This is a genomic window from Micromonospora sp. TSRI0369, from assembly GCF_001905625.1.
In the GTDB taxonomy this organism is placed as follows: Bacteria; Actinomycetota; Actinomycetes; order Mycobacteriales; family Micromonosporaceae; genus Micromonospora; species Micromonospora echinospora_A.
Genome location: NZ_LIVU01000002.1, coordinates 472,961 through 499,744 on the forward strand (window position 1 = coordinate 472,961; position 26,784 = coordinate 499,744).

The 26,784-nt window shown below is 73.7% G+C and carries 31 protein-coding genes; 15 read left to right on the forward strand and 16 right to left on the reverse strand.

Annotated features, from left to right (window positions below; translation table 11 throughout):
* The first annotated feature begins 2 nt into the window (after nt 1–2).
* The 6 genes from AMK25_RS07405 (at nt 3) to AMK25_RS07430 (ending at nt 7,291) form a co-directional block, all read left to right on the forward strand.
* Nucleotides 3–950 carry a hydroxyacid dehydrogenase gene (locus AMK25_RS07405; RefSeq protein WP_073827381.1) on the forward strand — a complete coding sequence of 316 codons (948 nt, stop codon included), beginning with the start codon at nt 3–5 and terminating at the stop codon, nt 948–950.
* Between the two features lie 38 nt (nt 951–988).
* Nucleotides 989–2,125, forward strand: a complete 1,137-nt coding sequence (locus tag AMK25_RS07410) for an acyl-CoA dehydrogenase family protein (protein WP_431899935.1) — start codon at nt 989–991, stop codon at nt 2,123–2,125.
* Nucleotides 2,126–2,261: 136 nt separating this feature from the next.
* Complete coding sequence (locus AMK25_RS07415; RefSeq protein WP_073827383.1) at nt 2,262–2,600, forward strand: PadR family transcriptional regulator; 339 nt, start codon at nt 2,262–2,264, stop codon at nt 2,598–2,600.
* The gene (locus AMK25_RS07420; RefSeq protein ID WP_073827384.1) at nt 2,597–3,418 is read left to right on the forward strand and encodes an ATP-binding cassette domain-containing protein; all 822 of its coding nucleotides are present in this window, start codon (nt 2,597–2,599) and stop codon (nt 3,416–3,418) included. The genes AMK25_RS07415 and AMK25_RS07420 overlap by 4 nt, the downstream gene beginning before the upstream one ends.
* Nucleotides 3,415–4,101, forward strand: coding sequence for a hypothetical protein (locus AMK25_RS07425; protein WP_073827385.1), 687 nt, complete (start codon nt 3,415–3,417; stop codon nt 4,099–4,101). Before AMK25_RS07420 ends, AMK25_RS07425 begins: the two co-directional genes overlap by 4 nt.
* 52 nt (nt 4,102–4,153) lie before the next feature.
* A complete protein-coding gene (locus tag AMK25_RS07430) occupies nt 4,154–7,291 on the forward strand; it encodes a BTAD domain-containing putative transcriptional regulator (protein ID WP_073827386.1) in 3,138 nt (1,045 codons plus the stop codon).
* On the opposite strand, the gene AMK25_RS07435 is transcribed toward AMK25_RS07430, so the two are convergent.
* Entirely contained in the window at nt 7,275–8,021 is a 747-nt protein-coding gene (locus AMK25_RS07435; RefSeq protein ID WP_073827387.1) for an ABC transporter permease, read from the reverse strand. The two genes, AMK25_RS07430 and AMK25_RS07435, sit on opposite strands and share 17 nt — an antisense overlap.
* Nucleotides 8,018–8,959, reverse strand: coding sequence for an ATP-binding cassette domain-containing protein (locus AMK25_RS07440; protein ID WP_073827388.1), 942 nt, complete (start codon nt 8,957–8,959; stop codon nt 8,018–8,020). Before AMK25_RS07440 ends, AMK25_RS07435 begins: the two co-directional genes overlap by 4 nt.
* Before the next feature lie 93 nt (nt 8,960–9,052).
* Here AMK25_RS07440 and AMK25_RS07445 point away from each other — a divergent pair, with 93 nt between their 5' ends.
* Entirely contained in the window at nt 9,053–10,198 is a 1,146-nt protein-coding gene (locus AMK25_RS07445) for a DUF3800 domain-containing protein (RefSeq protein WP_241826274.1), read from the forward strand.
* A complete protein-coding gene (locus AMK25_RS07450) occupies nt 10,195–11,184 on the forward strand; it encodes a BtrH N-terminal domain-containing protein (protein WP_073827389.1) in 990 nt (329 codons plus the stop codon). Before AMK25_RS07445 ends, AMK25_RS07450 begins: the two co-directional genes overlap by 4 nt.
* 3 nt (nt 11,185–11,187) lie before the next feature.
* On the opposite strand, the gene AMK25_RS07455 is transcribed toward AMK25_RS07450, so the two are convergent.
* On the reverse strand, nt 11,188–14,460 hold the full coding sequence (locus tag AMK25_RS07455) for a hypothetical protein (protein ID WP_073827390.1): 3,273 nt from the start codon (nt 14,458–14,460) through the stop codon (nt 11,188–11,190).
* Between the two features lie 240 nt (nt 14,461–14,700).
* On the opposite strand from AMK25_RS07455, the gene AMK25_RS07460 reads away from it, so the two are divergent.
* Nucleotides 14,701–15,576 carry a sulfotransferase domain-containing protein gene (locus tag AMK25_RS07460; protein WP_073827391.1) on the forward strand — a complete coding sequence of 292 codons (876 nt, stop codon included), beginning with the start codon at nt 14,701–14,703 and terminating at the stop codon, nt 15,574–15,576.
* Between the two features lie 21 nt (nt 15,577–15,597).
* Nucleotides 15,598–16,308 carry a helix-turn-helix domain-containing protein gene (locus tag AMK25_RS07465; protein WP_073827392.1) on the forward strand — a complete coding sequence of 237 codons (711 nt, stop codon included), beginning with the start codon at nt 15,598–15,600 and terminating at the stop codon, nt 16,306–16,308.
* Here the strand turns inward: AMK25_RS07465 and AMK25_RS07470 are convergent.
* Together AMK25_RS07470 and AMK25_RS07475 are read right to left on the reverse strand one after the other, a co-directional pair.
* Entirely contained in the window at nt 16,290–16,868 is a 579-nt protein-coding gene (locus AMK25_RS07470) for a dihydrofolate reductase family protein (RefSeq protein WP_073827393.1), read from the reverse strand. The two genes, AMK25_RS07465 and AMK25_RS07470, sit on opposite strands and share 19 nt — an antisense overlap.
* Nucleotides 16,869–16,922: 54 nt before the next feature.
* Nucleotides 16,923–17,387 (reverse strand): rhodanese-like domain-containing protein, encoded by a 465-nt coding sequence (locus tag AMK25_RS07475; RefSeq protein ID WP_073827394.1) that lies wholly within the window; start codon nt 17,385–17,387, stop codon nt 16,923–16,925.
* 62 nt (nt 17,388–17,449) lie between these two features.
* On the opposite strand from AMK25_RS07475, the gene ftrA reads away from it, so the two are divergent.
* The gene (gene ftrA / locus AMK25_RS07480; RefSeq protein WP_073827395.1) at nt 17,450–18,442 is read left to right on the forward strand and encodes a transcriptional regulator FtrA; all 993 of its coding nucleotides are present in this window, start codon (nt 17,450–17,452) and stop codon (nt 18,440–18,442) included.
* Here the strand turns inward: ftrA and AMK25_RS07485 are convergent.
* The 5 genes from AMK25_RS07485 to AMK25_RS07505 all read right to left on the reverse strand — a co-directional run bounded on the left by AMK25_RS07485 (nt 18,415) and on the right by AMK25_RS07505 (nt 20,919).
* Entirely contained in the window at nt 18,415–18,777 is a 363-nt protein-coding gene (locus AMK25_RS07485; protein ID WP_073827396.1) for a nuclear transport factor 2 family protein, read from the reverse strand. The two genes, ftrA and AMK25_RS07485, sit on opposite strands and share 28 nt — an antisense overlap.
* Nucleotides 18,755–19,231, reverse strand: coding sequence for an SRPBCC family protein (locus tag AMK25_RS07490; protein ID WP_073827397.1), 477 nt, complete (start codon nt 19,229–19,231; stop codon nt 18,755–18,757). The genes AMK25_RS07485 and AMK25_RS07490 overlap by 23 nt, the downstream gene beginning before the upstream one ends.
* Nucleotides 19,228–19,560, reverse strand: a complete 333-nt coding sequence (locus tag AMK25_RS07495) for an ArsR/SmtB family transcription factor (RefSeq protein WP_073827398.1) — start codon at nt 19,558–19,560, stop codon at nt 19,228–19,230. The genes AMK25_RS07490 and AMK25_RS07495 overlap by 4 nt, the downstream gene beginning before the upstream one ends.
* An 85-nt stretch (nt 19,561–19,645) precedes the next feature.
* Nucleotides 19,646–20,461, reverse strand: a complete 816-nt coding sequence (locus AMK25_RS07500) for an NAD-dependent epimerase/dehydratase family protein (RefSeq protein WP_073827399.1) — start codon at nt 20,459–20,461, stop codon at nt 19,646–19,648.
* Nucleotides 20,458–20,919, reverse strand: coding sequence for a MarR family winged helix-turn-helix transcriptional regulator (locus AMK25_RS07505; protein WP_198937467.1), 462 nt, complete (start codon nt 20,917–20,919; stop codon nt 20,458–20,460). The genes AMK25_RS07500 and AMK25_RS07505 overlap by 4 nt, the downstream gene beginning before the upstream one ends.
* Nucleotides 20,920–21,079: 160 nt before the next feature.
* Here AMK25_RS07505 and AMK25_RS07510 point away from each other — a divergent pair, with 160 nt between their 5' ends.
* A complete protein-coding gene (locus tag AMK25_RS07510) occupies nt 21,080–21,823 on the forward strand; it encodes a hypothetical protein (protein WP_241826275.1) in 744 nt (247 codons plus the stop codon).
* Between the two features lie 86 nt (nt 21,824–21,909).
* Nucleotides 21,910–22,203, forward strand: a complete 294-nt coding sequence (locus tag AMK25_RS07515; RefSeq protein ID WP_241826276.1) for an FAD-dependent oxidoreductase — start codon at nt 21,910–21,912, stop codon at nt 22,201–22,203.
* An 8-nt stretch (nt 22,204–22,211) separates the two neighbouring features.
* Here AMK25_RS07515 and AMK25_RS07520 read toward each other — a convergent pair whose 3' ends face one another.
* Nucleotides 22,212–22,637, reverse strand: coding sequence for an iron chaperone (locus tag AMK25_RS07520; protein WP_073827402.1), 426 nt, complete (start codon nt 22,635–22,637; stop codon nt 22,212–22,214).
* A gap of 144 nt (nt 22,638–22,781) precedes the next feature.
* On the opposite strand from AMK25_RS07520, the gene AMK25_RS07525 reads away from it, so the two are divergent.
* Entirely contained in the window at nt 22,782–23,519 is a 738-nt protein-coding gene (locus AMK25_RS07525) for a VOC family protein (RefSeq protein WP_073827403.1), read from the forward strand.
* A 5-nt stretch (nt 23,520–23,524) separates the two neighbouring features.
* Here the strand turns inward: AMK25_RS07525 and AMK25_RS07530 are convergent, their stop codons facing one another.
* Complete coding sequence (locus tag AMK25_RS07530; protein ID WP_073827404.1) at nt 23,525–23,902, reverse strand: ADP-ribosylation/crystallin J1; 378 nt, start codon at nt 23,900–23,902, stop codon at nt 23,525–23,527.
* Nucleotides 23,903–24,062: 160 nt separating this feature from the next.
* Between AMK25_RS07530 and AMK25_RS07535 the strand changes: the two genes are divergently transcribed.
* On the forward strand, nt 24,063–24,677 hold the full coding sequence (locus AMK25_RS07535; protein WP_073827405.1) for a dihydrofolate reductase family protein: 615 nt from the start codon (nt 24,063–24,065) through the stop codon (nt 24,675–24,677).
* A gap of 24 nt (nt 24,678–24,701) precedes the next feature.
* Here the strand turns inward: AMK25_RS07535 and AMK25_RS07540 are convergent, their stop codons facing one another.
* Genes AMK25_RS07540 through AMK25_RS07555 form a run of 4 tightly spaced genes read right to left on the reverse strand, consistent with a single transcriptional unit; the run spans nt 24,702 to nt 26,782 of the window.
* On the reverse strand, nt 24,702–25,238 hold the full coding sequence (locus AMK25_RS07540) for an SUKH-4 family immunity protein (protein WP_073827406.1): 537 nt from the start codon (nt 25,236–25,238) through the stop codon (nt 24,702–24,704).
* On the reverse strand, nt 25,235–25,771 hold the full coding sequence (locus AMK25_RS07545; RefSeq protein ID WP_073827407.1) for a hypothetical protein: 537 nt from the start codon (nt 25,769–25,771) through the stop codon (nt 25,235–25,237). The genes AMK25_RS07540 and AMK25_RS07545 overlap by 4 nt, the downstream gene beginning before the upstream one ends.
* Nucleotides 25,768–26,295, reverse strand: a complete 528-nt coding sequence (locus tag AMK25_RS07550; RefSeq protein WP_073827408.1) for an endonuclease — start codon at nt 26,293–26,295, stop codon at nt 25,768–25,770. The genes AMK25_RS07545 and AMK25_RS07550 overlap by 4 nt, the downstream gene beginning before the upstream one ends.
* Nucleotides 26,288–26,782, reverse strand: a complete 495-nt coding sequence (locus AMK25_RS07555) for a WXG100-like domain-containing protein (RefSeq protein ID WP_073827409.1) — start codon at nt 26,780–26,782, stop codon at nt 26,288–26,290. Before AMK25_RS07555 ends, AMK25_RS07550 begins: the two co-directional genes overlap by 8 nt.
* Nucleotides 26,783–26,784 lie beyond the last annotated feature (2 nt).

The following is a 26,784-nucleotide window of genomic DNA, read 5'->3' on the forward strand; positions in this document are numbered from 1 at the left end:
CAATGTCCCCTCAGATCCTGCTCACCGAGCCCATCGCCGAGGCCGGGATGCGGCTGCTGCACGCCGCCGGTGAGGTACGCGTCGCCCACCTCACCGACCCCGCCGCGCTCGCCGCCGGGCCGCTCGCCACCGCCGACGCGCTCGTGGTGCGCTCCTCACCGGTGACCGCCGCGATGCTGGAGGCCGCCCCCCGGCTCAAGGTCGTCGGGCGGCACGGCGCCGGGCTGGACGGCATCGACCTGGCCGCCGCGCAACGGCTCGGCGTCCCGGTGGTCGGCACGCCCGGCGCCAACGCCGAGTCGGTGGCCGAGTTCGTCGTGCTGGCCGCGCTCGCGCTCGCCCGTCAGCTCACCCCCGCCGTGGCCACGCTGGCCGCCGGCGGCTTCCCGCCCGGCCGGTCACTGCCCGGCTCGGTCGTCGCCGCCGGACTGACCGGCACCATGCTCACCGGCCGCACGCTGGGACTCGTCGGCCTCGGCGCGATCGGCCGGGGCGTCGCCGCCCGCGCCCGCGGGATGGGCATGACGGTCCTCGGGTACGACGTGGCGGTCACCGAGCCGCCGGACGGCGTACACCTGGTGGACCTGGACCGGCTGCTCGCCGAATCGGACGTGGTCAGCCTGCACGTGCCCCAGACGCCGTCGACCACCGGCCTGATCGGCGCCGCCGCGCTGGCCCGGATGCGGCCGCACGCGCTGCTCGTCAACACCGCGCGGGCCGGGGTGGTCGACGGCGCGGCGGTGCTCGCCGCGCTCGACGCCGGCCGGCTGCGCGGCTACGCGGTCGACGTGTTCGCGCCCGAACCGCCCGCCGCCGACGACCCGATACTGCGCCACCCCCGCGTCCTCGCCACCCCGCACATGGCGGCGATGACCACCGACGCGCTCGACGCGATGGCCGTCGCCGTGGCGCGCGGCGTCCTCGCCCACCTGGAAGGAACCCGTACGTGACACTGACCGTCCCCGCGTCCGCCCTCGACTACTTCGGTGTGGACACGCTCGTCGACGACGACACCCGGGAACTCCAGGCCGCCGTGCGCGGCTTCGTGGACCGGCGGATCCGGCCCGAGGTCGCCGGCTGGTACGAGGCGGGCCGGCTGCCGGTGCGGGAACTGGCCCGGGAACTCGGTGAGCTCGGCGTGCTCGGGATGCACCTGGAGGGCTACGGCTGCGCCGGCACCTCGGCCGTCGCGTACGGCCTCGCCTGTTTCGAGCTGGAGGCGGGCGACTCGGGCCTGCGGTCCCTGGTCTCGGTGCAGGGCTCGCTGGCCATGTACGCCATCTGGCGGTTCGGCTCCGAGGAGCAGAAGCGCGAGTGGCTGCCCCGGATGGCCGCCGGCGAGGCGATCGGCTGCTTCGGGCTGACCGAACCGGACTTCGGCTCGGACCCGGCCGGCATGCTCACCCGGGCCCGCCGCGACGGCGGCGACTGGGTGCTCAACGGCACCAAGATGTGGATCACCAACGGCTCGGTCGCCGACGTCGCAGTGGTGTGGGCCCGCACCGACGAGGGCATCCGGGGCTTCGTCGTCCCGGCCGGCACGCCCGGGTTCACCGCGCCGGAGATTACCCGCAAACTCTCCCTGCGTGCCTCGGTGACCTCCGAGTTGGTCCTCGACGACGTCCGGCTGCCCGCCGACGCGATGCTGCCCGGCGCGGCCGGCCTGTCCGGGCCGCTGACCTGCCTCAACGAGGCCCGCTTCGGCATCGTCTTCGGCGCGCTCGGCGCCGCGCACGACTGCCTGCAGACCACTGTCGCGTACGCCCGCAGCCGGCAGATCTTCGACAAGCCGCTCGCCGCGTACCAGGCCACCCAGCTCAAGCTCGCCGACATGGCGCTGGAACTGGGCAAGGGGATGCTGCTGGCGATGCAGATCGGCGCCCTGAAGGACGCCGGCACGCTGGACCACCGGCAGATCAGCCTGGGCAAGCTCAACAGCGTGCGGGAGGCCATCGCCATCGCCCGGGAGTGCCGGACGATCCTCGGCGCGGCCGGCATCACGCTCGACTACCCGGTGCTGCGGCACGCGAACAACCTGGAGTCGGTGCTCACCTACGAGGGCACCTCCGAGGTGCACCAGCTGATCATCGGGCAGACGCTCACCGGTCACGCGGCCTTCCGCTGACCGGCAGCGCCGCCGGTGACCGCGTGAGCGCGCAACTTGTCAGGATCCGCTGCCCGGGGATGCCCGCACTAAGTGGTTGCGCTACCTAGGTGGCGACGCTACCGTCGTCCGGTGTAGACGTCGCGTCAGGAGCGGGATGAACCAGGAACGACGGGCGCAGTGGCTGCGCGGGGTGCTCGACCTCTGCGTGCTCGCGCTGCTGAGCCGGGGCGAGTCCTACGGCTACGAGCTGTCCCAGGCGCTGCGGGCCCACGGCCTGGGCGCTGTGCAGGGTGGCACCCTCTACCCGGTGCTGCTGCGGTTGCAGCGCTCCGGCCTGCTCACCGCGCACTGGCGGGAGGGCGGCACCGGCCCCGCGCGGAAGTACTACCGGATCAGCCCGGAAGGCAGCGCGGCGTTGCGGTCGGCCGCGATCGACTGGAGCGCCTTCGCGTCGAGCGTGGGCACGATACTGAGCGAGGAGCCGAAGCGGTGAACCACGACCTCTGGCTCGCCGCCCTCACCGGCGAGCTGCGCCGGCACGGGGTGGGGCCTGATCTGACCGGTCACGTCGTCGCCGAGGCGGCCACCCATCTGCTCGACAGCGGGGAGCCGCCGCTGCGGGTCTTCGGCGCGCCACAGGCGTACGCCCGTGCGGTGGTCGACAGCCTCGGCGGCCCCGACGTACGGCCGCCGCGCCGCCAGCCCGGCCCGGTACGGCTCGCCGCCCGGGGCATCACGAAGCGTTATCGTGGGCGGACCGTCCTGGACCGGGTCGACCTCACCGTCCGGGCGGGCGAGATCGCGGCGGTGGTCGGCGCCAACGGGGCCGGCAAGAGCACTTTCCTGCGGATCTGCGCCGGCCTGCTCAGCCCGGACGCCGGCACCGTCGAGGTCCACGGCACGCTCGGCTACTGCCCGCAGGACGGCGGCACCGCCGAGTTCCTCAGCCCGGACGAGCACTTCGTGCTGATCGGCGCCGGCCGAGGGCTGGGCCGGACGGCGGCGCGGCGGGCCGGGCGCGCGGAGGCGGCCGGGCTGGAGTGGACACCGCCGCGGCGCACCCAGGCCCGGCACCTCTCCGGCGGCACGCGGCAGAAGCTCAACCTGGTGCTGGCCCGGCTCGGCGAGCCGGACGTGCTGCTGCTCGACGAGCCCTACCAGGGGTTCGACAGGGGCACCTACCTCGACTTCTGGCACGAGGTGTGGCGGTGGCGCGACGCCGGCAAGGCCGTCGTGGTCGTCACCCACCTGCTCAACCAGCTCGACCGCGTCGACGTCGTGCTTGATCTTTCCGGGGAGCGTTACGCGTGAGCCGGACCCTCGTGGTGGCCGAGGCCGCCCTGCGCGAGCTGCTGCGCCGCCGTACCGTGCTGGTCATCCTGCTGCTGATGCCGCTGGCCTTCTACCTGAGCCGCCGCGGCGACTTTCTCGGGCAGTCGATCCGCTTCGTCTGTCTCGGCCTGGCCTGGGCGCTCAGCACCGCCGCGCTGTTCGCGAGCAGCGCGGCGCGGGGCATGGAACCCCGCCTGCGGCTCTCCGGCTACGGCAGCCGGCATCTGGTGCTCGGCCGGCTGCTCGCTCTCTGGACTGTCGGCGTCCTGCTCTCCACCCCGTACTTCCTGCTCGTCCTGGCCGACCAGCGCGACGTGCGGTACGGCGCGATCGCGCTGATCATGGCGCTGACCGTGTTCGTGTCGGTGCCGTTCGGACTGCTGCTGAGCGCCGTGCTGCCACGCGAGCTGGAGGGCACGCTGGTGCTGCTGACAGTGGTCGGTCTCCAGATGGTGATGGACCCGGCGGGCAGCGCCACCCGCGCGTTGCCGTTCTGGTTCAGCCGCGAGCTCGCCACGTACGCTGTCGACCACACCGACGGCGGTTACCTCACCCGCGGCCTCACCCACGGGCTGGTCTTCGCTGTCGCGCTCACGCTGCTGGTCGTGGCGGCCGCCGCGGTGCGGCTGCGACAGCGCCGGCACCTGCGCCTGGCCACCTGACCGGCGGGGGCGGCGGACCGGACCGGGTCGCCGGGCGTGGCAGGATCGGCGGGTGCAGATCGGGTTGCTCGGGCCGTTCCAGGTCACCACGGACGGCGGCGTCCCGGCCGACGTGCCGGGCGCGCGGCTGCGCGGGCTGCTGGCCGCCCTCGCGCTCCACCCCGGCCAGGTGGTCCCGAAGGCGACGCTCGTCGACTGGATCTGGGGTGAGCAGCCGCCCGCCGACGCCGCGAACGCGCTGCAACGCCTCGTCTCCCGGCTGCGCAAGGCGCTGCCGGCGGGCGCCGTCGACGGGCTGCCCGACGGCTACCGGCTCGCCGTCGAGCCCGACGCCGTCGACGCCGTACGGTTCGAACGTCTCCTGCTCCGGGCCCGCGACGGCGACCGGCCGCAGCGGGTGCGGCTGCTGCGTGAGGCGCTGGGCCTGTGGCGCGGCGACGCGTTGCGGGACGTCGGCCTGACCGGCAGCGTGGCGCTCGACGCGGCGGCCACCCGGCTGGAACGGCTGCGCCTGACCGCGACGGAGGACCGGTTCGACGCGGAGATCGGGCTCGGCGACGAGACCGGCCTGATCGCGGAGCTGACCGACCTGGTGGCCGCGCATCCGGTGCGCGAGCGGCTCGCCATGGCGCTGATGCGCGCGCTCGCCGCGAGCGGCCGGGACAGCGAGGCGCTGCTCGTCTACCGGCGCGCCGCGGACGCGCTCGCCGACGCGCTCGGCGTCGACCCGTCACCGGAGCTGTCGGCGCTGCACGTCGCGGTGCTGCGCGGCGAGACGGGACGCCGGGACCGGACGCGCCGGACCAACCTGCGCGCCGAGCTGACCAGCTTCGTCGGCCGCGACGACGATCTCGCCGCGGTCGGGGCCCTGGTGACCGAACACCGGCTCACCACCCTGACCGGCCCGGGCGGCTCGGGAAAGACCAGGCTGGCCACCGAGACCGGGCGCCGGATGACCGGCGACCTGCCGGACGGCGTGTGGCTCGTGGAGTTCGCCAGCATCGGCGCCGACGGCGACGTGGTGCAGGCGACGCTGACCGGGCTCGGCCTGCGCGACGCGCTGCTGGGCGAGCAACCGGGCACGGAACCGGTGGACCGGCTGGTCGCGGCGATCCGGGACCGGGACATGCTGCTGATCCTGGACAACTGCGAGCACGTCGTCGAGCAGGCGGCGGCGCTGGCCCACCGGCTGCTCGGCGAGTGCCGGCGGCTGCGGATCCTGGCCACGAGCCGGGAACCGCTCGGCATCACCGGGGAGGCGCTGTGGCCGGTCGCGCCGCTGGGCCTGCCGGACCCCGACGCCGGGCCCGCCGAGATCGCGTCCTCGCCCGCCGTGCGCCTGCTGCGGGACCGGGCCGGCGCGGTACGCCGCGACCTGGTGTTCGACGCCCGCACCGCGGCGACGATGGCGCGTGTCTGCCGCGCGCTCGACGGCGTGCCGCTGGCCATCGAGCTGGCCGCGGCGCGGCTGCGCACCATGTCCGTCGACCAGTTCGCCACCCGGCTCGACGACCGGTTCCTCCTGCTCACCGGCGGCAGCCGGACCGCGCAGCCCCGGCAGCGGACACTGCGCGCGATGGTCGACTGGAGCTGGGAACTGCTCACCGACGCCGAACGCGCGGTCCTGCGCCGCCTGTCGGTCTTCTCCGGCGGGGCGAGCCTGGAGGCGGCCGAGCGGGCCTGCGCCGGGGGCGCCGTCGAGCCGGGTGACGTGCTCGACCTGCTCGCCGCGTTGACCGAGAAGTCGCTGCTGGTAGCCGCCGGGGACGCCGGGCCGCGCTACCGGATGCTCGGCACGATCAAGGAGTACGCCGCGCAGCGGCTCGCCGAGGCGGGGGAGGCCGACGCGGCGCGCCGTGCGCACCTGGCGTACTTCACCGAGCTGGCCGAAACGGCCGAGCCGCGGCTGCGTCGCGCCGACCAGCTCACCTGGCTCGCGCGGCTGGAAGCCGAGCACGACAACATCACCGCCGCGATGCGTGGCGCGCTCGCCGCGGGTGAGGGGCGCGAGGCGATGCGGCTGGCGGCCGGCGCCGGCTGGTATTGGTGGCTGGGCGGCCACCGCACCGAGGGCATGGAGCTGGTCGTCGCGGCCACCGCGACGCCGGGCGAGGTGCCCGACGACACCCGCGCCGTGGTGTACGCGCTGGTGGTGCTGTTCCTCAGTTCCGGGCCGGGCGACGCGCAGCACGCGGCCGAGTGGATCCACAAGGCGTACCGGTTGAGCGGGGAGGGCCGCGGCGGCCACCCGGAGCTGGCCCTGGTCGTGCCGATGGAGCGGATGCTGCGGGAGCCGGACGCGCTGCTGCCCGCCTGGGAGTCGCTGCTCGACCACGAGGACCCGTGGGTACGCGCGCTGGCCCGGCTGCACCTGGGCAAGCTGCGGGTCATTCTCGGTATCGAGGCGGCACAGGCGGAGGCGTGCCTGCGGCAGGCGCTCGCCGAGTTCCGGGCGGTGGGCGAACGCTTCGGGATCTCGTTCGCGCTCAGCGAGCTGGCCGAGCTGATCGCCGTGCGCGGTGACGTCGCCGCCGCCTGCGACTACTACGAGCAGGCGGTCACGGCGGTAACCGAGGTCGGCGCCGTCGAGGACGTGATCCGGATGCGGGCGCGGCTGTCCTGGCTGTACCGGCTCGGCGGCGACGAGGCGGCGAGCACCGACGCGCTGGCCGAGGCGCACCGGCTCGCCGCCGGGGTCGCCTGGCCGGGCGCGCTGGCCGAACTGGCGCTGGTCCGGGCGTACCTGGCCCGCCACGACGGCGACGCGGACGAGGCGTACGCGCAGTTGCGGTCCGTGTCGGCGCTGCTCGGCGACGAGGCGGACCTGGCCAGTGTCCGGGCGGGCACCCAGGATCTGCTGGGCTACCTGGCCGAGGACGTCGAGCTGTCGCGTACCCATCGGGCGGCGGCGTGCCGGGCGGCGCGCGAGGGTGGCTACGCGCCGCTGACCGCGCAGGTGCTCGTGGGCGTCGCGGACCTGGCGGTGCGGCTGGACCGGCCGGACCAGGCGGCGCGGCTGCTCGGCGCCGCCACCGCGGTACGCGGGCAGCCCGACCGCACCCACCCCGACGTGCCCCGCATCGAGGCGGCGGCCCGCGACCGCCTCGGCGACGCGGGGTACGCCGAGGCGGTCGCCCAGGGCCGGGAGGCCGGCTGGGAGCGGCTGGTCGAGGTCACGCTCGCTTCGTGAACGTGGACCGCGCCCACAGGTAGCCGACCACCGCGATGCCCGCGCACCAGGCGAGCGCGGGGATCACGTCGCCGGCCGACGGCGCGCCGTCGAGCAGGCCACGCAGCGTCTCGATGATCGGCGTGAACGGCTGGTACTCGGCGAACTGCCGCAGTCCCGGCCCCATCTTGTCGGCGGGCACGATCGCGCTGCTGAAGAACGGCAGCAGGACCAGCGGCACGGCGGCCATGCCCGCCGACTCCGGCGACTTGGCGAACAGGCCCAGCGCGACGGTGAACCAGCTGACCGCGACGCTGAGCAGCACCACCACGCCGGCCACGCCGAGCCAGTGCAGGGGCTCGGCGGCCGGGCGGAAGCCGAGCAGGAACGCCACCCCGACCAGGGCCGCCACCGCGAGGACGTTCGTCAGCACGGTGGCGACGACGTGCCCGGTCAGCACTGCGCCCCGGGAGACGTGCATGACTTTGAACCGGTTGATGATGCCCTTCGTCATGTCGGAGCTGACCGACGTCGCGGTGCCGCCGAGGCCGTAGCAGACCGCGAGCAGCATCAGGCCCGGCGTCGCGTAGTCGACGTAGTCGACGCCGACGGAGAACGCGTCGCCGAGCATGTACACGAACATCAGCATCACGATGATCGGCATCAGCACCGCGTTGAACACCGAGGTCGGGTTGCGGCGCAGGTGCGTCAGGTTGCGGCGCAGCATGACGACCGAGTGGTTCTGGCTCATTTGGCGGCCACCTCCGGGGTACGGCCCGTCAGGGCCAGGAAGACGTCGTCGAGGTCGGGGGTCTGCACGGACAGGTCGTCGGCGCTGATCGCGTTCGCGTCGAGCCGGTCGAGCAGGGCGCGCAGCGACGCGGTTCCGCCGTCGCCGGGCACCCGCAGGGCCAGCGCCTCCTCGTCGCGTACGGCGTCGGGCAGCACCCGCGCGGCCGCGTCGAGTTCGGCGACGCTGCCGAACCGCAACCGCACGTGCGTACCGGGGATCCGGCGCTTCAGCTCCTCCGGCGTGCCCTGGGCGACCAGCCGGCCCTGGTCGAGCACCGCGATCCGGTCGGCGAGGCGGTCGGCCTCGTCGAGGTACTGGGTGGTGAGGAAGACTGTCACGCCACCGGCCACCAGCTCCCTGATGATCGCCCACATGGTGCGGCGGCTGCGCGGGTCCAGCCCGGTGGTCGGCTCGTCCAGGAAGATGATCCGCGGCTCGCCGACGAGCGTCATCGCCAGGTCCAGCTTGCGGCGCATGCCCCCGGAGTACGTCGACACCAGCTTGTCGGCGGCCTCGACCAGGTCGAACCGTTCCAGCAGCTCGGCGATGACCCGCTTGCCGGTCACCCGGTTGCGCGGGCCGAGGTCGACCATCAGTTGCAGGTTCTCCCGCCCGGTGAGCAGTTCGTCCACCGCCGCGAACTGCCCGGTCACGCCGATCGCCGCGCGGACCGCCCTGGCCTCGGTGACCACGTCGTGCCCGGCGACCCGCACCGACCCGGCGTCGGCGCGGATCAGCGTGGTCAGGATGTTGATGGCTGTCGTCTTGCCGGCCCCGTTCGGCCCGAGCAGGCAGAAGATCGTCCCGGCGGGAACGTCCAGGTCGATGCCGTCGAGCACCACCCGGTCCTTGTACGCCTTGCGCAGTCCGGAGACCGCTATCGCTGAACTCGTCATGCGACCACCATGGGCGGCCGTGCCGCCACCGCCCTGACACGGCGCTGACACGGCCGCTGACAGCTTGTCGGTGGGCCGGCGTACGGTCCCGCCGTGGATCGGGAGACGTTCGGGGAGGCGCTCGACGCCGCCGACCGCGCTGCTCCTGTCCCGGTGTGGCCGAATCGGCTGGCCCCGGCGCGCCCGGTCGGCGAGCATGTCGGCATGGCCGGATCGACGGGTGCGAGGCTGCCGCTGCAGGGCGGGCTGCCACCCGGCGCGGCGCTGACCGGCGCGGTGCTGGAGATCGCCTGTGACGAGTCCGGCTTCTCCGGCACCAACCTGCTCGACCCGGCCACCCCGGTGATCGTCCACGCGAGTGTCGACCTGAGCCGCGACGAGGCCGCCGATCTGATCCGTACGCTGCGGTCCGGGTTCCGGTTCTCGCCCGACGAGGTCAAGTCCCGGCAGTTCCTGCGCCGCCGCGAAGCCGCCGAGGCGGTGGAGTGGTTCCTGTCGGCGCTGCGCGGCCGGGCGCACGTGCACCTGGTCGACAAGGAGTTCTTCCTCGCGACCCGGGTCGTCGACCTGCTGCTGGCGCAACCGTCGTACGCGGCGGGCACCCGCCTCGCCGGTGACCGGCGTCCGGCCGCGACGGCGCTGCACCGGGCCGGGCGGGCGGCCGGGCCCGACTGGGCGGTCTTCCTCGCCGCCGTGGTCGAGATGCTGCGCACCAAGCGGCGGGACCGGGCGGACGACCGGAGCGTGGCACGGTTCTTCGCCGCGCGGGACGCGTTGCGGCGCCACGTCGGCGACGCACGGGCCGGCGCGGTTCTCGACGCGCTCGACCCGGCCCGGGTGGCAGCCGTGCAGGCCCGGTTGTACGCGGGCGACCGGACGATCCCGCCGCCGCTGGAACCGTTGCTGCCGGCGCTGGCCGAGACCGTCCTGCACTGGAGCGCTGGCCGGCGGCGGGTGCTGGTGATCCACGACGAACAGAGCGCGCTCACCGAGGACCGGCTGCGCCGCCTCCAGGCGGCGCTGGCCGCCGGCGACCCGGCCCACCCGTCACCGCTGGCCGGGCTGGTGATGACCGACTCGCGCGACGACCCGCGCGTTCAGGCCGCCGACCTGCTCGCCGGGGTGGCCCGCCGGATGCCCCGCACCCCCGGCGACGGGCCGCTGCGCCCGCTGCTGTCCCCGCCCGCCGGGCCCGACCCGAACGCCGTCGGCGTGCCGACGGAACAGGAGCCCGCGTGATCCTCGACGGCGTGACGCCTCGCCCCGGACTGCACTGCGAGACCACCACGCTCGGCGTGCTGACCCGGCACGCCGGTCTGGACCTGTCCGAGCCCATGCTGTTCGGCCTCGGCGAAGGGCTCGGCTTCGTCTACTGGGACGCCAGGAGCATGGACGTGCCGTTCCTCGGCGGGCGTACCAAGCCGCTGTGCGTGACCCGGGCCGCCGCCGACCGCCTCGGCCTGGACCTGCGCGTACGGGAGACGACGTCGGCGGCCAGGGCGTGGCGCGACGTCACCGAGGCGCTGGACGCCGGGCAGCCGGTCGGCCTGCAACTGGACTCGTACCACCTCGACTACTTCACCACCCGGGTCCACTTCGGCGGGCACACCGTCGCCATGTACGGCTACGACGACACCCACGCCCACCTGGTCGACACCGCCCAGCAGGGTGGCGCGGTGACCACCACGCTGGACAGCCTCGCCCGGGCGCGCGCCGCGCGGGGGCCGATGACCGCGCGCCACCTGTCGTACACGCTCACCGCGCCCGGCGGCCCGCCGGACCTGGCCGCCGCCGTCCGCGCGGCGGTACGCGCCAACGCCGGGGCGTTCCTCGACCCGCCGATCGCCAACCTCGGCCACCGGGGGATCGCCACCGCCGCCGCCCGGGTGACCCGCTGGCTGGACCGCGCCGCCGACCCGGCACGCGACCTGCCGCTCGCCGCGACGCTCATGGAACGCGGCGGCACCGGCGGCGCGCTGTTCCGCGCCATGTACCGGGACTTCCTCGCCGAGGCCGCCACCGTCACCGGCGACGCGCGGCTGCGCCGGGCGCAGCTGATGTACGCCGACATCGCGCCGCTGTGGACCGCCGTCGCGGACCACATCGCCACCGCCGGGCGGACCGGCGACGCGGCCCACCTGACCCGCGCGTCGGCGGTCCTGGCCGACCTGGCCGTCCGCGAACGCGAGGCGATGACGGTGCTGGCCGCCGTCGACGCCGGGTAGGCGTCAGCTCATGTCGAGCGTGTACGCGGCTTCCCGCACGTCCGCGTCCGGGTGACGGCGCAGCCCGATGAGCAGGTCCCGCCACGGTGTCTTCCAGCCGAAGACCGACCCGTGTGCGACGAGCGCCACCGCGAACAGCCCGCCGGCGAGGTCGCCGCGCCCGCCGAGGTGGGCCACCGTGCCGGCGAGGACCGCCGGGTCGGGCCGCTGCCGGATGTCGCGCAGCCGGTGGCCGACGTGTTCGGCGGTGCGGGCCGCGATCACCGGCCGGTCCGCGCAGAGCGCGGCGACCTCGTCCAGGTTGTCCAGCCGGCCGAGGTCGACGAGCAGCCGGGTGGCCGTACCCAGGAAGCCGTCCTGACCGGCGAGCCACCGCGCGGCCGCGACCAGCCCGGCCCGGTCGGCGTCGGCGGGCCGGCCGGCGGACCACAGTGCCGCGCCGGCCGCGAGCAGGTCGACGCGCCGCCGGGCGGGCCGGTCGGCGGCTGGTCCGCCCGGGTCGTCGTCGGCCGCGTCCCGCTCCACCAGCCGCTCCAGCGCGGCCCGGAACACCTCGTCACCGCCGGCTCGCAGCAGGTTCGCCACCCCGATGCTCGGCGTCGTCTCGTCCGGGTCGGTGAGCCGGTCCACGATCAGATCGGTGACGCCGGTCAGCCACGGCCACCATTCCCCGAGCGCGGCGAACGCGGCGCGCCGGACCTCCCGGTCGTCGGCCCGGCACGCCGTCACGATCAGCGCGGCGTAGGCGCGGCGGTGGCGTTCCGAGATCCCGGACGGGTACGCGCCGAGCACCGCCCGCCGTTCCTCACGGCTGGCGTGCACCGCCGTGCGCAGCACGGTCCAGCTCGCCCCGGGCCCGAGCCGCTGCCGGGCGGCGGAGACGATCGCGGCGCGCACGTCGCGGTGCGTCCCCGGGTCGGCGTACGTCTCGGCGAGCGTCGCCAGCACGTCCACCGGCGCGTAGCGGGCCAGGAGCCGGGCGGCCTCCTTGCGGCTGGTGACCTTCGCGGCGCCGGTCAGTACCCCGCCCAGCGGTTCGGCGAGCCGGGCCGGCGGGACGTGCCGGGCGGCCCGCCCGGCGGCGTACAGCGCGACGCGCGCCCGGTCGCCGTCGGCGTACCGGAGCAGCACCGGGAACGCCTCGTCCGGCCGGTCGGTCCGGACCAGCGCGCCGAGCGCCGCCTCGGCGACCGGCACCGCAGGCGCGTCGAGGTGGCGCAGCACCAGTTCGCGCCCGGCCGGGCCGGCTCCGGCGGCGGCCTGGATCGCGGCCGCCCGCTGCCACACCCGGTGACCGGAGTCGGCGATGACGCGGGCCTGCAGCGCCACGAAGCGTTCCTGCTGGCGAGGGAGCCACCGCTGGGCGTGCGGCGCCGGGCCGGGCACCCACCGCTTTCCCTTCTCCACGAACCGGCCGCGCGGCGGCCGGTCCAGCACCCGGTCCAGCAGGTCGGTGCGGGACGCGCAGATCGTCGTCCACACCTCGTGGATCGCGACCGCTGAGGCGTCGACGTCGAGGACCTCGGCGACGCGCCGCGAGCGGGTACGTGGATCGGCGAGCCAGAGCCCGACCGCCGTGCGGGCCACCGCGGGCAGCGTGTCCGGCCCGATCGCCCGGCGCAGCAGGTCCTGCAGCTCCGGCAGGTGCCAGGCCCGCCGGCCGAGCGTGTGGGTGAGCGCGAACAGCAGCCCGTACCGGGCGCGTGCCATGCCGGCCTCGAGCCGGCCGCGCAGCCGGTCGAACACCACAGTCTCCTGGCCGCGCCGCAGCACCGTGTCGAGCCGGCGCAGGATCGGCACGTTCGCGTCGCTGCTCACCAGGTCGATCGTGAGCAGCGCCCACTCGGCCAGTTCCGGCACGTCGACGTGGTAGGTGAGCGCGTCGGCCGCGAGCCGGCTCAACGCGTTGGTGGTGGCCGCCGAGGTGTCCCGGGCGTCGACCACGTCGGTGGTGAGCCCGGTCAGCCCGCCCGCGTTCGTGGCGGTGAGCAGCGGCGCCACCGTGGCGAGCGCGGTGAGCGCGGCGGCGCGTACCGGGTCCTGCTCGTTGCGCAGCCGGCCGAGCCGGACCACCACCTGGGCCACCGTGCGCGGGTCACGGGAGCGTCGCGCGGCCGCCACCAGCAGCCGCCAGCCGTCCGCCCGGTCGTCCGCGTCGCCCGAGCGCAGCGCCGCGCTGGCCGACGCGGACGCCGCCGGCCACGGCAGGTACGCGCTCCAGAACCGCACTTGCTCCTCCCGCTCGCGTACCGCCGGCAGGGTCAGCACCCGGGCCGCCTCGCGCGCCCGCACCTCCGAAGGCAGCACCTCCATCACCGCGGCGCCGGGGAGCAGCGCCGTGGTGTCGGTGTCGGCCAGCGCCCCGTCGTACAGCTCGGCGCGGCGGCTCGGCGCGACGGCGCGCAGCAACGCGGCGAGCGCGTGATCGTGCTCCCGCAGCCGGGCGGCCAGCGGGACCAGCTCGCCCGTGGGCAGCGCGGCGAGGCGGCGCAGCAGCGCCCGGGGCAGCGTGGTCCGTGCCAGCCAGGCCGCCCGGGCCGGCGGCGTGAGCAGGCGTACGACCCGGTGCGCGTCGTGTGCGGCGAGCCGCCCGTACGCGACGAGCGGGCCGGGCAGCGACTCCTCGGGCGCGTACCGGTCGAGCAGGTCCAGCGCCTGTGCCGGGTCACCCCGCAGCACCGCGCCGGCGACCTCCGCCCAGATCCGCCCGCGCGACTCGGGCGGGGCCGCGGCCAGCCGCTCACCGGCGCGCGCCAGCACGATGCCGGGGTGTGCCCGCATCAGCCGTTCCGGGTTCAGCGCGTGTTCCAGGTCGGGCAGCCAGGCCCGTACCGTCTCGGGGCCGCAGGCCGGCAGCAGCGCGAGGGCCTCGTGGTCGCCGAACCGGTCGCGCACCGCGGTGATCAGCGCGTCGGCGACGGCCGGCGCCGGGTTGCGGCGCAGTGCCCGGTAGACGCGCCGCCGCGCGTGCGCCGGCCGGTCGGTCAGGTCGGCGGGCGTCACGCCGGCGCGCACGGCGGCGGTCAGCGCGGTGGCGGCGATCGAGGGCTCCGGGTCGAACGTCGCGGCCAGGACGGCCGCGGTGTCCCGGGTCGCCAGCGCGGCGAGCAGCGCGAGATGCCGCTCGTAGGGCCCGTGTCGGCGCAGGTCGGCGCAGACCTGCGCACGGTCGGGCGCGGTGCGTGCCCACGTCACGAGGCGCCGCGTCCGGTCGCGGTGGGGCAGCGGGTCGAGGGCGGTGAGCAGATCGCGGGTGGCGGTGAGCACGGCGCTCATTGTGCCGGTGCGCGAGTCGCCGCGGGTGCCCGTGCCTATTCCGCAATTCCTATGGAAATTGTAGATTTTCAGCGTTCTCTCAGCCGCCCGGGATTGACATCAATCGGACCGTCGGGGATATTCCTAGCGGCGCGTCGGGGCGCGGGGCGGAGCAGGCGAGGTCTGCGGACTTCACCTGCGTGACGTGCGGAAAGGTGTTCGTGCTGCCCCTGCTCCGCGGGGTCCGGATGAGGTTGGGAAATGATTAATCGGGCCGTCGAATTCGCCAAGCACAATTCGCCGAATTCTCTGCGCGTAAAGGCCCGGCGGGCGCAGATGGAAGCGCGCAACGCCCGTATGCGACTCACCGTTCCGGTGGTGGCCCGTAGCGAGTTCGACAACATCTTCCACTGCACCGTCCGCAAGACCGGCAGCCAGTGGATCAAGGCGCTGTTCAGCGACCCGGCCGTCTACCGCCACTGCGGGCTGCTGCCCTACGACCCGCGCTTCTACTCCGGCGGGGCGACCGCGCCGGTGCCGGCCGGCCGTGTCGGACTGGCCATCTTCCTCTCCCACACGCGGTTCGAGGCAGTGCCCAAGGCCGGCAGCTACCGCGCGTTCTTCGTGATCCGCGACCCGCGCGACGTGGTCGTGTCCAGCTACTTCTCGCTGCGCAACTCGCACGCCCCGATGGGCGACATCCCGCAGGCGCGCAAGGCCCTCCAGGAGCTGCCGAAGAAGGAGGGCATGCTCTACGTCATCGACCGGCTGCGCGACAAGAAGCAGTTCGGGCAGATGCGCTCCTGGGCGGTCGCGCCGAGCGACGAGACGTTCCGGCTGTTCCGCTACGAGGACCTGACCGGCGAGCGGCAGGCCGAAGAGGTCGACCAGCTTCTGCGGCACTGCGGGATCACGCTGCCGCCGGCCGAGCTGGAGGCCCTGCTGAACCGCTACAGCTTCACGAAGATGAAGAAGTCGAAGGAGACCCCGGGGCGGATCTCCCACTACCGCAAGGGCGCGTCCGGCGACTGGCGCAACCACTTCGACGACGACATCTACGCCGCGTACACGGCCGCCGCCGGTGACCTCGCCGAGATCCTCGGCTACCCCGCCCGGGACGAGACCCCCGCCCGCTGACGATCGCCGTATGCTCCTGCCGTGGAGCTGCGGTTCACCACGCGGGCGTCCGACTCGGCCTGGATCGACACCGTCTGGACCTGCGTCAGCGACCGGGTCGACGAGATGACCTCGGTGGCGACGCCGTGCTGGGGACTCGTGTTCTGGCAGCGCGACGGGCGCTCGTACGCGGCCGTCTCGGGGCCCGAGACCGCGACCGGCACCGCGCCGGTGCCCGAGGGCGCCACATTCGTCGGCATCGAGTTCGCGGTGGGCACCTCGCTGCGGCTCGTACCCACGCCCGAGCTTGTCGACCGCGGCGCCGAGCTGCCCGACGTGAGCCGCCGGACGTTCCGGCTCGACGGCGGGCGGTGGGAGACACCCGGCCCGGACGACGCCGAGGCCCTGGTCGAGCGGCTGGTCCGCGCCGGCGTGGTGGTCCGCGACCCGCTCGTCACCGAGACCCTGCGCGGCGGCCGTCCGCCCGCCTCAGAACGGACCCTCGAACGCCGCTTCCGCGCGGCGACCGGGCTGACCAGGGGCGCGGTGCGGCAGATCGAGCGCGCGCGCCGCGCCGCCGTGCTGCTGGCCGCCGGCGGCCCGCCCGCCGACGCGGTCTCCACCTTCGGGTACGTGGACGAGCCGCACCTGGCCCGCGCGCTGCGCCGGTACGTCGGACGGACGGCCGGTGAGCTGCGCGCGGGCGCCGGTGGCGCGATAGCGCTGGACCCGGCTCAGCGGGTCACGTCGTAGATCAGTTTGACCACGCCGTTGGGGTAGGCGGCGCTGTCGCGCAGACGCAGCGTCTGCCGGTCCCGGTCCGCCCGGCTGAACAGGCCCTTGCCGGCGCCGAGCAGCACCGGGAAGACGAGCAGGTGGTACCTGTCGATCAGGTCCGCCTCGGCGAGACGGCGGGCCAGCTCCGCGCTGCCGTGGACGAAGATGTCGCCGCCCTCGCCCTGCTTGAGCGCGGCGACGTCGGCGGTCGAGCGCAGGACCGTCAGCGGTCCCCACCCGTCGATCAGCGCGTCGTCGGGCAGGCTGGACGACACCACGTACTTCGGCAGGTCCCGGTAGGCGGCGTGGTCCTCGGAGTCGCGCCACGTGGGCGCGAACGCCTCGTAGCTGCGCCGGCCGAACATCAGCGCGCCGGTCTGCGCCAGCTCCTCGCCCTTGAGCGAGAACGCCTCCGGCAGGAACTCGACGTCCTTGACGACCCAGCCGCCGCTGCGGTGCTCCTCGCCCGGCCCGCCGCCAGGGGAGTCCACGACGCCGTCGAGCGACATGAATCCGGTGTACACAAGATCACGCATGCGGCCATGCTAGGAACGCGCTCGACGTGGTGTCTTGTACGGAACCGACACGACTCAGCAGCCGCACGACGCCCCGGCCGGCGCGGTGAGGTCGTCGGCGGGCCGCCGGATCAGCCCCGCCCCGGTGCGTACCGGGAAGCCCTCCCGCACCCAGTACTCGTATCCGCCGATCATCTCCTTGACCGGCCGGCCGAGCCGGGCGAACTCCAGCGCCGCGCGGGTGGCGCCGTCGCAGCCCGGTCCCCAGCAGTAAGTGACCACTGTGGCGTCCGCCGGGATCAGTTCGGCGGCCCGGGCGGCGACCTCCGAGGTGGGCAGGTGGACGGCGCCGGGAATGTGCCCCTGCCGCCACGCCGGAAGGGAGCGGGAGTCGACCAGGACCAGGCCGGTCACGCCCGCTTCCAGGTCGGCGTGCACGTCGCTGACGTCGGCCTGGAAGGAGAGCCGGGCCGCGTAGTGGGCGACGGCGTCGGCGGGGCGGGCGGCGGGGATGCGCAGGACGTTCGACATGGCACCCATCGTGCCGACCGTCGTCCGGCCGCCCCAGTGGCGTGAGCGCCGCCCTTCGCTAACATCCCGCCATGAACCGTGCCACCGTGTCGGTGCTGGCGTACGAGGGCATGTCGGTGTTCGAGACCGGGATCGTCACCGAGGTCTTCGGCCTGCCCCGCCCGGAGTTCGACGTCGGCTGGTACGAGTTGACCGTCTGCGCGGAGACGCCCGGCGCGGTGCGACTGGTCGGCGGCGCCACGCTGCACACCGACCACGGCCTCGACGTGTTCGCCGCCGCCGACACGCTGATCGTGCCCGGCGTCGCGGACGTGCACGCCGACCCGTCACCCCGGCTGACCGGCGCGTTGCGTGCCGCCCACCGGCGTGGCGCACGGATCGTGTCGATCTGCTCGGGGGCGTTCGCCCTGGCCGGCGCGGGCCTGCTCGACGGCCGCCGCGCCACCACCCACTGGCGGTTCGCCGACCTGCTCGTCCGGCGTCACCCGGCGGTCCGCGTCGACCCGGACGTGCTGTACGTGGACGACGGGGACGTCCTCACCGGCGCGGGCAGCGCTGCCGGTCTCGACCTCTGCGTCCACCTGGTACGCCGCGACCACGGGCCGACGATCGCCAACGCGGTCGCCCGGCGGCTGGTCGTGCCGCCGCACCGCGACGGCGGCCAGGCGCAGTTCATCGAGTCGCCGGTCCCGGACGACCCCGGCGACGACCGGCTCGCCGCCAGCATGTCGTGGGCGCTGGCGAACCTGACCGCCGAGATCACCGTGGCCCGCCTGGCCCGGCAGGCGCACATGTCACCCCGCACGTACCTGCGGCACTTCGCGCGGGCCACCGGCACCACCCCGATCCGCTGGCTGATCGACCGGCGCGTCCAGGCCAGCCTTCCGTTGCTGGAGACGTCAGGCGCGCCGATCGAGGAGATCGCCGCCGCGGTGGGGTTCGAGACGGCTGTGACGTTCCGGCACCACTTCGCCGCCGCGATGCGGACCTCGCCGTCGGCGTACCGCCGGGCCTTCACCGGGGCGTCGGGCGGTGCTCACGCCCCGGGCAGCGGGACGACGTAGGAGTCGACGCGGGCGATGAGCCCGTCCCGGAACGTGAACAGGTCGTTGAAGGCGAAGCGGAACGGCCCGTGGTCGACGCTGACGCCCCGGCCCTCGCCGGTGACCGCGACGACCGGCCCGTCCTCGATCACGCGCTCGACGTCGAGCCGCGGGCTGCCGGTGAAGGCCGGGTTCTCGATCTCGCCGTCGAACTCCGCCCGGCCCCGGGTGGTCCGGTGGCCGTGGATGACCCACTCCACGTCGTCGGTGAGGGTGGCGAGGATGCGCTCGTGGTCGCTCGCCCGGAAGCCGGCGAAGTACTCGGCTACCAGGTCACGCTGGGTTGTTCGGGTCACTGGCGTCTCCATCGTCGTGGTGTCGCAGATGTGCGGCGAGCGCGTCGAGGATGGACGCGAGCCCGTCGGCCGCCTGGTCGGTACGCAGCTCCGGCGGAAGCTTGCGCTGGTGCACCGTGAGATCCGTGCCGTCGTGCGCGGGCCGGAGCGTGACTGTCGTGCGCAGGCCGGTGACCGGCTCGTCGAAGACCAGTTCGCGCGGCGGGTCCACGCTGACGTAGACGAACCGGAGCCGCCCGGTGCGGCCGTCCGGCGCGCGTGTGTCGAGAGCGAACTCCCCGCCCGGCCGCAGGTCGACGGTCACCGAGTCCGGCGGCACGCTGGCGTGCGAACCGCCCCAGAACGCCGCGATGCTCGCCGGTGAGGTGAAGGCGGCCCAGACCCGTCCGGGCGCGGCGGGCAGGTGCCTTCGGGCGATCAGCTCGTCGCCGTGCCGCTCGGTGCGCGCCCTCACCGGGTCGCCTCCGGTCCGGCGAGGTGCTCCTCCAGCACGTCGAGACGGTCGTGCCAGGCCCGGCGCTGCTCGTCGATCCACGTACTCAGCCGGGTGAGCCGGTCGACGCGCAGCCGGCAGGGCCGCCGCGTGCCCTCCCGCCGCTGCTCGACCAGCCCGCACCGGCGCAGGACGCCGACGTGGTGGGAGATGGCCTGCGGCGTCAGGTCGAACGGCTCACCCAGCTCGCCGACGGTGGCCTCACCACGGGCGAGCCGGGTCACCAGGGCGCGGCGGACCGGGTCGCCGAGCGCGGCGAAGGCGAGGTCGAGGTCCGGATCGGACTGCATGCCCTCACGCTACCGCAAACATCCGTTTGCGCAAGCAATGCTTTGCGGATGAGCGTTCCACTGGCTAGCCGCGGCGCGGGTGGCGTCAGAGCGCGCCGATGCGGACGGCTTCGTAGATGGTGCTGATCGTCGGTGTGAAGCCGAGGCTGCGGGCGAGGCTGATGTCCATCTGCCCCTTCCACGGCTGACTGAGCGGTTCGGCGGAGGAGCCGTAGGAGTAGCCGACGAGCTGGGACACCTCGTGGATGCTCAGGGGCGACTCGTCGGCGATGTTGACAGTGCGGTTGTCGAACGCGCCCGTGAGGGCCAGTGCGAACGCCGTGGCGATGTCGGCGTGGTGGCAGACGCTCAGCCTCTGTGCCGGGTGCCAGCCCATGCCTGCGGCGAGTTCGGGCAACGATTCGAGGTGCCCGTCCCGGTCTCCGTAGATGAAGGGAAGCCGCAGGATGCCCCAGGTGAGCCCGCTGGCCCGAAGCAGCTGCTCGGCTTCGATCTTGCTGGCGGGGTAGGCGAGCGTCGGCGCGACGGGGTCGTCCTCACGCCCGGGGTGCGTGCTGTCGGCGCCGTAGACGTTGGAGGTGCTGGCCAGCAGGAACCGGGCCTGGGGCGCGTGCTTCTCGACGGCGGCGATCAGGTTGCGGGTGCCGTCCCGGTTGACGGTCCAGATCTGGTCGTCGTCGCGGGTGCGGAAGACGGCGGCCAGGTGGATGATCGCGGTGATGCCTTCCATGGCTGCCGGCAGGGATTCGGGGCTGAGGACGTCACCCTCGACGCGCTGTACGCCTTGGGGTACCGCCTTTCCGGGACGGACGAGGGCGCGGCACTCGACACCCGCCGCGGTGAGTCGCCCGAGCAGGCGGGGGCCGACGAGGCCCGTTCCGCCGGTCACGAGAACGGTCATGATCCGTGCTCCTTCCGGTAGTCGACGAGTCGTCTGGTCGCGCCGCTGAGGACGCGATTCATGGTCTCGATGTCCGCGGGGTCGACTCCGCCGAAGGCGACTTCCGCGATCAACGCCATCGGATCGGGGAGCGAGTTCCACAGGTTCACGCCGGCCGGCGTGATGTGCAGCTGTTTCTGGCGCTGGTCGTCCGGGTCGGGCACCTGTTCGATCAGCCCTTTGCGTACGAGCGCTGCGATGACCGCGCTGAGGGTCGCCCGTTCGACCTCGAGTTCGCGGGTGAGGGTGCGCTGGCCGACCGGCCGGCCCTCACTGAGCCGGTACAACACGTACCACTGGGTGTTGCCGAGATCGTAGGGGCGCAGCACGGACTCCATGAGGGCCCGGCTGGCGAGGAAGTACTTCTTCGCCCAGACGCCCGGAGCGTCCAGCTCGTAGGCGTTCATTTCGTTAGGCACCTGACAACATTGTCAGGTGCCTAACGAGATGTCAAGAGGCGCGTGCGCACCGGAACGCGGCGGCGTGCCCGGCAGTTGGGGGAGCAGGGGGACGGGCGCGCCGTTTCGGGCGGCATGGCATCGGGAACGTCGTCGGGACGGGCACGGGACGGAGGTCGACATGAGGACACCGAGTCGCCGGTGGCGGATGCTTGGCGTACCCCTGCTCGTCACCACGCTGCTGGCCGGCGCCTGCGGCGGCGGCGACGGCGGCGGGAACGACGGCGGCGCCGCGGACCCGGGCGCGACCCCGGCGACCACCCCCGCGACGCCGCAGGCGTCGCAGTCGTCCGGCGGGCGCGTGACGATCCCGACGTCCGCCTTCGCCGACCTGCCGCCGGAACTGCGCAAGACCGACGCCCAGCCGATGGAGGTCACCGACGCGCTGCCCGAGTTGTGCGACCAGGAGTTCCGCAGCGGCGGACGGTCGGTCACCGCGAGCGCCGCCATGACGAGCGCCTACAAGCAGCCGAAGGACCCGCCGGAGAACGTCCCCTACGGCACGCTGCACCAGACCGTCTTCGCCTTCGAGGGCACCGGCGCCGCCGACTACCTGCGCCGGGTCCGCGGTGCGATGGATTCCTGCCAGTCGTTCAAGGAGGCGGGCGGCACCGTCACCGTCCGGTCCGAGCCGATGGCCCGGACCGGGAACGAGGCGCTGCTGGTGACTGTCACCCGACCGGCGACCGGCCTCGACGGCAGCCCCGCCGACGGGCAGGCCACCAGCCAGATCATCGTGATCCGGGTCGCCGACGCGGTCACCGTCGTGCACGACCAGGGCTGGGAGGGGACGAGCAACGACCCCGCCCTGACCGACGACATCGCCGCGGCCGCGGTCCGCGGCCTCGACTCCTGGCAGCGCTGACCGCCTAACCGCGTCGCGCCACCCGGCGTACGAGCAGGTAGGCCACGCCGCCGGCCTGGGCGTCGATCTTCCTGCACGGCGACCACGTGGTGCTCGGCGGCGGCCAGCGACGCAGCGACGACACCACCCCCGATCCGGCCAAGGAGGCCGACGTCCTCGCCCGGTGCGTCGCGATCGAACCCGCCCTGGCCGCCGCCGAGGTCCTCGAACACACCGTCGGGTTGCGCCCCGGCCGGGCGGCACCCCGCGTGGCGGCCGAGCGGCGCGGCGACGCGCTCGTCGTGCACAACTACGGCCACGCGGGCAACGGCGTGATGCTGTCCTGGGGATGCGCGCGCGCCGCCGCCGCGCTCGCCCTCGGCACCGCGCCGCCCGCCTGACGGCACGGTCAGGACACGGCGGTACGCACCAGCTCGGTGAGCTTCTTCTCCACCTCCGGGCTCCACCGCACCAGCGCGAACGACGCCGGCCACATGTCGCCGTCGTCGAGGTTCGCCGCCTCCTGGAAGCCCACCGTCGAGTAGCGGTACTTGAACTTCCCCGCGTCCTGGAAGAACACGACGATCTTGCCGGCGGCGTTGGCGTACGCGGGCATGCCGTACCAGGTCTTCGGCGCCAGCTCCGGCGCGGCCGAGGTGATCGTCATGTGCACGCGCTCGGCCAGCTCGCGGTCCTCCGGCGCCATCTGCGCGATCCGGTCGAGCACCGCCTGGAGGTCGTCGGCCTTCTTCGCGCCCTTCCTGCCCTCGGCGCGCAGCTCGGCGGCGCGCTCCTTCATCGCGGCGCGCTCCTCGGCGCTGAACCCGTCGGACATCTCGATTCCCCCTCGTGACTCGCGGTCCGCGTGGTGCCGACCGCCCGACGACAACGCTAGAGCGCGGCGGTGACGGTGTGCTTCTCGATTCCTGATCACCTGTCGGGACCACGGCGACCCGGCGTGCCGCCTACCATCGCCGCCATGGCAACCCGGTTCGTACAGATCAACATGAAGGCCCGCGACGAGGTGGCGCTCGGCGGCTTCTGGGCGAAGGTGCTCGGCTGGGAGATGTCCAGCGAGGGCCCCGGCGTGACCAACCTCGAACCCGAGGGCCTCACCTACCCGGACCCCAGCACCCTGTACGTCGACCTGGTCGTCTCCGCCGAGCCCAAGACGGCGAAGAACCGGGTCCACGTCGACCTCGCTACCACCTCGGCCGCGCACCACGCGGAGCTGGTCGCGCGCCTGACCGCTCTCGGCGCCACCCCCGCCGACGTGGGCCAGGGCGACGTGCCGTGGACGGTCCTGGCGGACCCGGAGGGCAACGAGTTCTGCGTACGCGAGCCGAACCCGCTGTACGCGGACACCGGCCTCATCGGCGCCGCGGTGGTCGACTGCGCCGACCCGCGCGCCATGGCCGACTTCTGGGGCCGCGCCACCGACTGGACCGTGCACGAGGTGACCGACCAGCAGGCGGTGCTGCGCTCCGCTCAGGGCGTCGGCCCCTACCTGCGGTTCGTCCGCAGCGCCGACGCGAAGACCGGGTGGAACCGGGTCCACCTCGACGTCCGCCCGTACCCGTCGGACGACCTGGACGCCGAGGCCGCGCGCCTGCGGACGCTGGGCGCCACCGACGCGGACCTGGGCGGGGCCGACATTCCGTGGCGGGTGCTCGTCGACCCGGAGGGCAACGAGTTCTGCGTCCTCACCCCGGGCTGACGGGATCACGGGCCGGCGGTCGGCCGGCCCGTCCCGTCCGGCCGGAACTCGTGGACCACCTCGATCGGCCCGACGATGTGCCTGTTGAACTCGTCCAGCTCCTCGGCCGGCACCCACAGCTCCAGGATGTCCCGGCCACCGACCTGCCGGATCGGGTAGCGGGCGGCGAAGGCCCGGTCGACGTGGAAACGGGTCACGTAGCCGACGCCGGACGCCGGCACGTTCCAGTCCCGGGCGATCATGACGGCGTACTCCTCGTTGAGCACCGGATAGAAGATCGGCTGGTCCGGCAGGCGCGGTGGCCAGGCCCGCCAGCCGGAGGCGCGGACGAGGTCGAGCTCCCGGGGCCCGGTCGGGCGCCACAGCGTCGTCGTCTCCGTCATCGCGTACCCCCTTCTGCGACGGTCGTGGCACCGTACCGGCGGCGCGCCGCGACCGGCCATCGGGTTTCGGCAGCAGAATCGACAGCGGGTGCGATGAGTTCGCGAAGCGTCGGCGGTCCACCCGTCGACATCCCCAGACAGACAGGTAGGGAGCACCGCGATGGCCACTGTCATCTCCACGCTGTTCATCTCGGCCGACGGTGTCGCCGAGATCGACCCCGACTGGCACTTCCCGTACTTCGACGACAACATGGGCCGCGCCGTCACAGAGGACTACGACACCTCCGACGTGCTGCTGATCGGCAGGGAGACGTACGACAGCTTCGCCGGCGCCTGGCCGGACCGGGAGGCCGCCGGCGGTGCGGACGCGCCGTTCGCCAAGCAGCTCGGCGACATGCGCAAGGTGGTCGTCTCGCGCCAGCCGCTGGAGTTCTCCTGGCGCAACTCCGAGCTGATCCAGGGTGACCTGACCGACGCCGTGCGCGCGCTCAAGGCCGACGCCGGCATCAAGGGCATCCTCATCCCCGGGTCGATCTCGGTGGTGCAGCAACTGCTCGCCGCGGGCCTGGTGGACGAGCTGCGGCTGCTGGTGCACCCGGTCGCCGCCCGCAAGGGCCGGCGGCTGTTCGACGAGGGCGACGCGCCGTACCACCTGCGGGTGGCCGGGACCGAGACGTACCCGACCGGCGTGATCCGGGTGATCTACACCCCGGCACCGGCGCCGGGCGCGGTCGGCTACGACGACGTCAAGGACCAGGTGCCGGCCGGCAACTGACGATCACGGGGCGGCGCGGCGGCCTCAGGCGGTCGACTCCAGCTCGTCGAAGGCCATGTTCCACCACGACTCCGGCTCGGCGAACGCGACCGGGTCGACCGGGCGCAGGTCGTCGCGGATCGCCGCCGCCCGGGCCGCGCGTTCCCGGCCGCCCGGGTCGGTGGCGATGAGTTGCCCGAGCCGGTAGAGGAACTCCACGAATGCGGCGAACGTGCTGTTCACCGTCTCCAGGTTCGGCGTCTCCAGGTCCAGCAGGATCACCGCGCCGGTGCCCGCGTCCAGGCAGAACAGCAGCGCCGGGTCCTCCGGCGAGGCGCCCAGCACGATGTACGGGCGGGGGCCCTGGTCGCCCAGCTCGATCGACAGCGTGGAGAACAGCTCGACTTCGGGCACCGAGACGTCCACAGTGAACAGGATCGGCACCTCGACCGGCAGCGCGCCGTCGGGCGGGAAGACCGCCGGCCCGAGCGGCCCGAGGATCGCGTCGAAACGCTGGTCGGGGAAGTAGATGACGCCCCGCTCACCCCAGAGCGCGGTGAGCTGTTCGCGGGTGACGGTCACGGCTGCGTCTCGTCCTCGTCCGTCTCGTCGAGCAGGCCCTGCCGGTCCAGGAACGCGTACCACCCGTCGTCGTCGGTGACCAGCTCGGCGTAGCCGGGGCCGAGCACGTAGTAGTGCACGAACGAGTCCAGGTCGGGCGCCAGCTCCTCGAACGCGTCGCCCATGAACCACTCGGTGCCGGTGGGCGGGAAGTGCCACACCGCGCCGGTGGCGCGCTCCAGGAAGATCGGCTCGTCGCTGCGTGTGCCGACCACGAGCCAGCCGGTCTTGTCCTGGCCGACGGGGGAGAAGTCGGGCGCGTAGTCGAGGAAGTACTGGACCCCGGCCAGCCGGGCGGTCGAGGCCAGCTCGAACGCGCCGGCCCGCAGGCCGTCGGCGGCGAGCAGGAACTCGCGCAGGCCGGCCGGCAGCTCCGCCGGCACGTCACCGTCGTCGGCGGGGTCGCCGATCTGCGCGTACGCGAGACTGGCCGGCTCGTCCGCGGCCAGGTCGGCGCGGAGTTCGTCGAGAAGCTGCGCGAGATCGGAAGTCAATCCACTACCTCTATTCGGATCGGGGTTCCGTCCGGCAGATTCTGGATCTGCCCCCAGATCTGGGAGCCGATGTCCGTGTTCGTTCTACCATGCAGCAGTTTGAGGTTGTCGACGGTGTCCGGCCCGCCGAGCTGCAGTTCCCACACGTGGTCGGGATGGTAGTCGCTGAGCCGTTGACTGAGCCGGTTGGCGAGATCCTTGTCGTGCGGCCAGTACTTGTCCCAGATCTTCTGCCGGATCCGCTCCTTGTACCCGTCGGTGATGCTCTTGTCGCGGGCCACCGGGTTGGTGGCCTTGTAGAGCTTGCCCTCGTCGCTGAGTTTCTTCAGCGCGGCCATCTTGCGCCGGAACTGGGCGGTGGCGTGGAAGTTTCGGCGTTCGACCCGGATCACCTTCGTGGGCAGGCTCCGGTTGGGCCCGGTGACCCGGACGATCGGCTTCTCCAGCTTCTCGACCGCCTTGCGGACGATTTTGCCGGCCGCCGGTTTCGCGGCGGCGCCGCGACCGCGCCTCGGGCTAGGCATCGAGCAGTCTTCCGATGACCTGGTCGATGAGCGCGCCGACGATCTCCCGGGTGATGATCTGGAAGATCGGGATCTCGGCCAGCGAGGCGCCGAACGTGACCACGGCGGTGGCGATCGCCTGGGCGACCTGGAACGCCAGGATGGCCAGCTGCACGATCACCGCGATCTTCAGCGCCAGCACGATCGCCGCGCAGATGATCAGCCCGGCGCCGAGCAGCATGGCCGCGGGCATGCTGTCGTGCAGCACGAGCGGGCCGTTCTGCTCGCCGCCCCACCACTTCTGGAACGCCGCGATCGCCGGGCCGACGTTCTGCGTCCAGACCTGCGCGGCCGCCGCGTCCGCCGCACCGGCCGCCGCACCGATCCGGCCACCGAACTCGAGCCACGCCTGGCCCATCTCGAAGAGCTTCTCCTCGTCGGCCTGCGGCCAGGTGTAGCCGATCCAGCCGAGCGCGGTGATCAGCTCACCGGGTAGTTGCAGTCCCATGA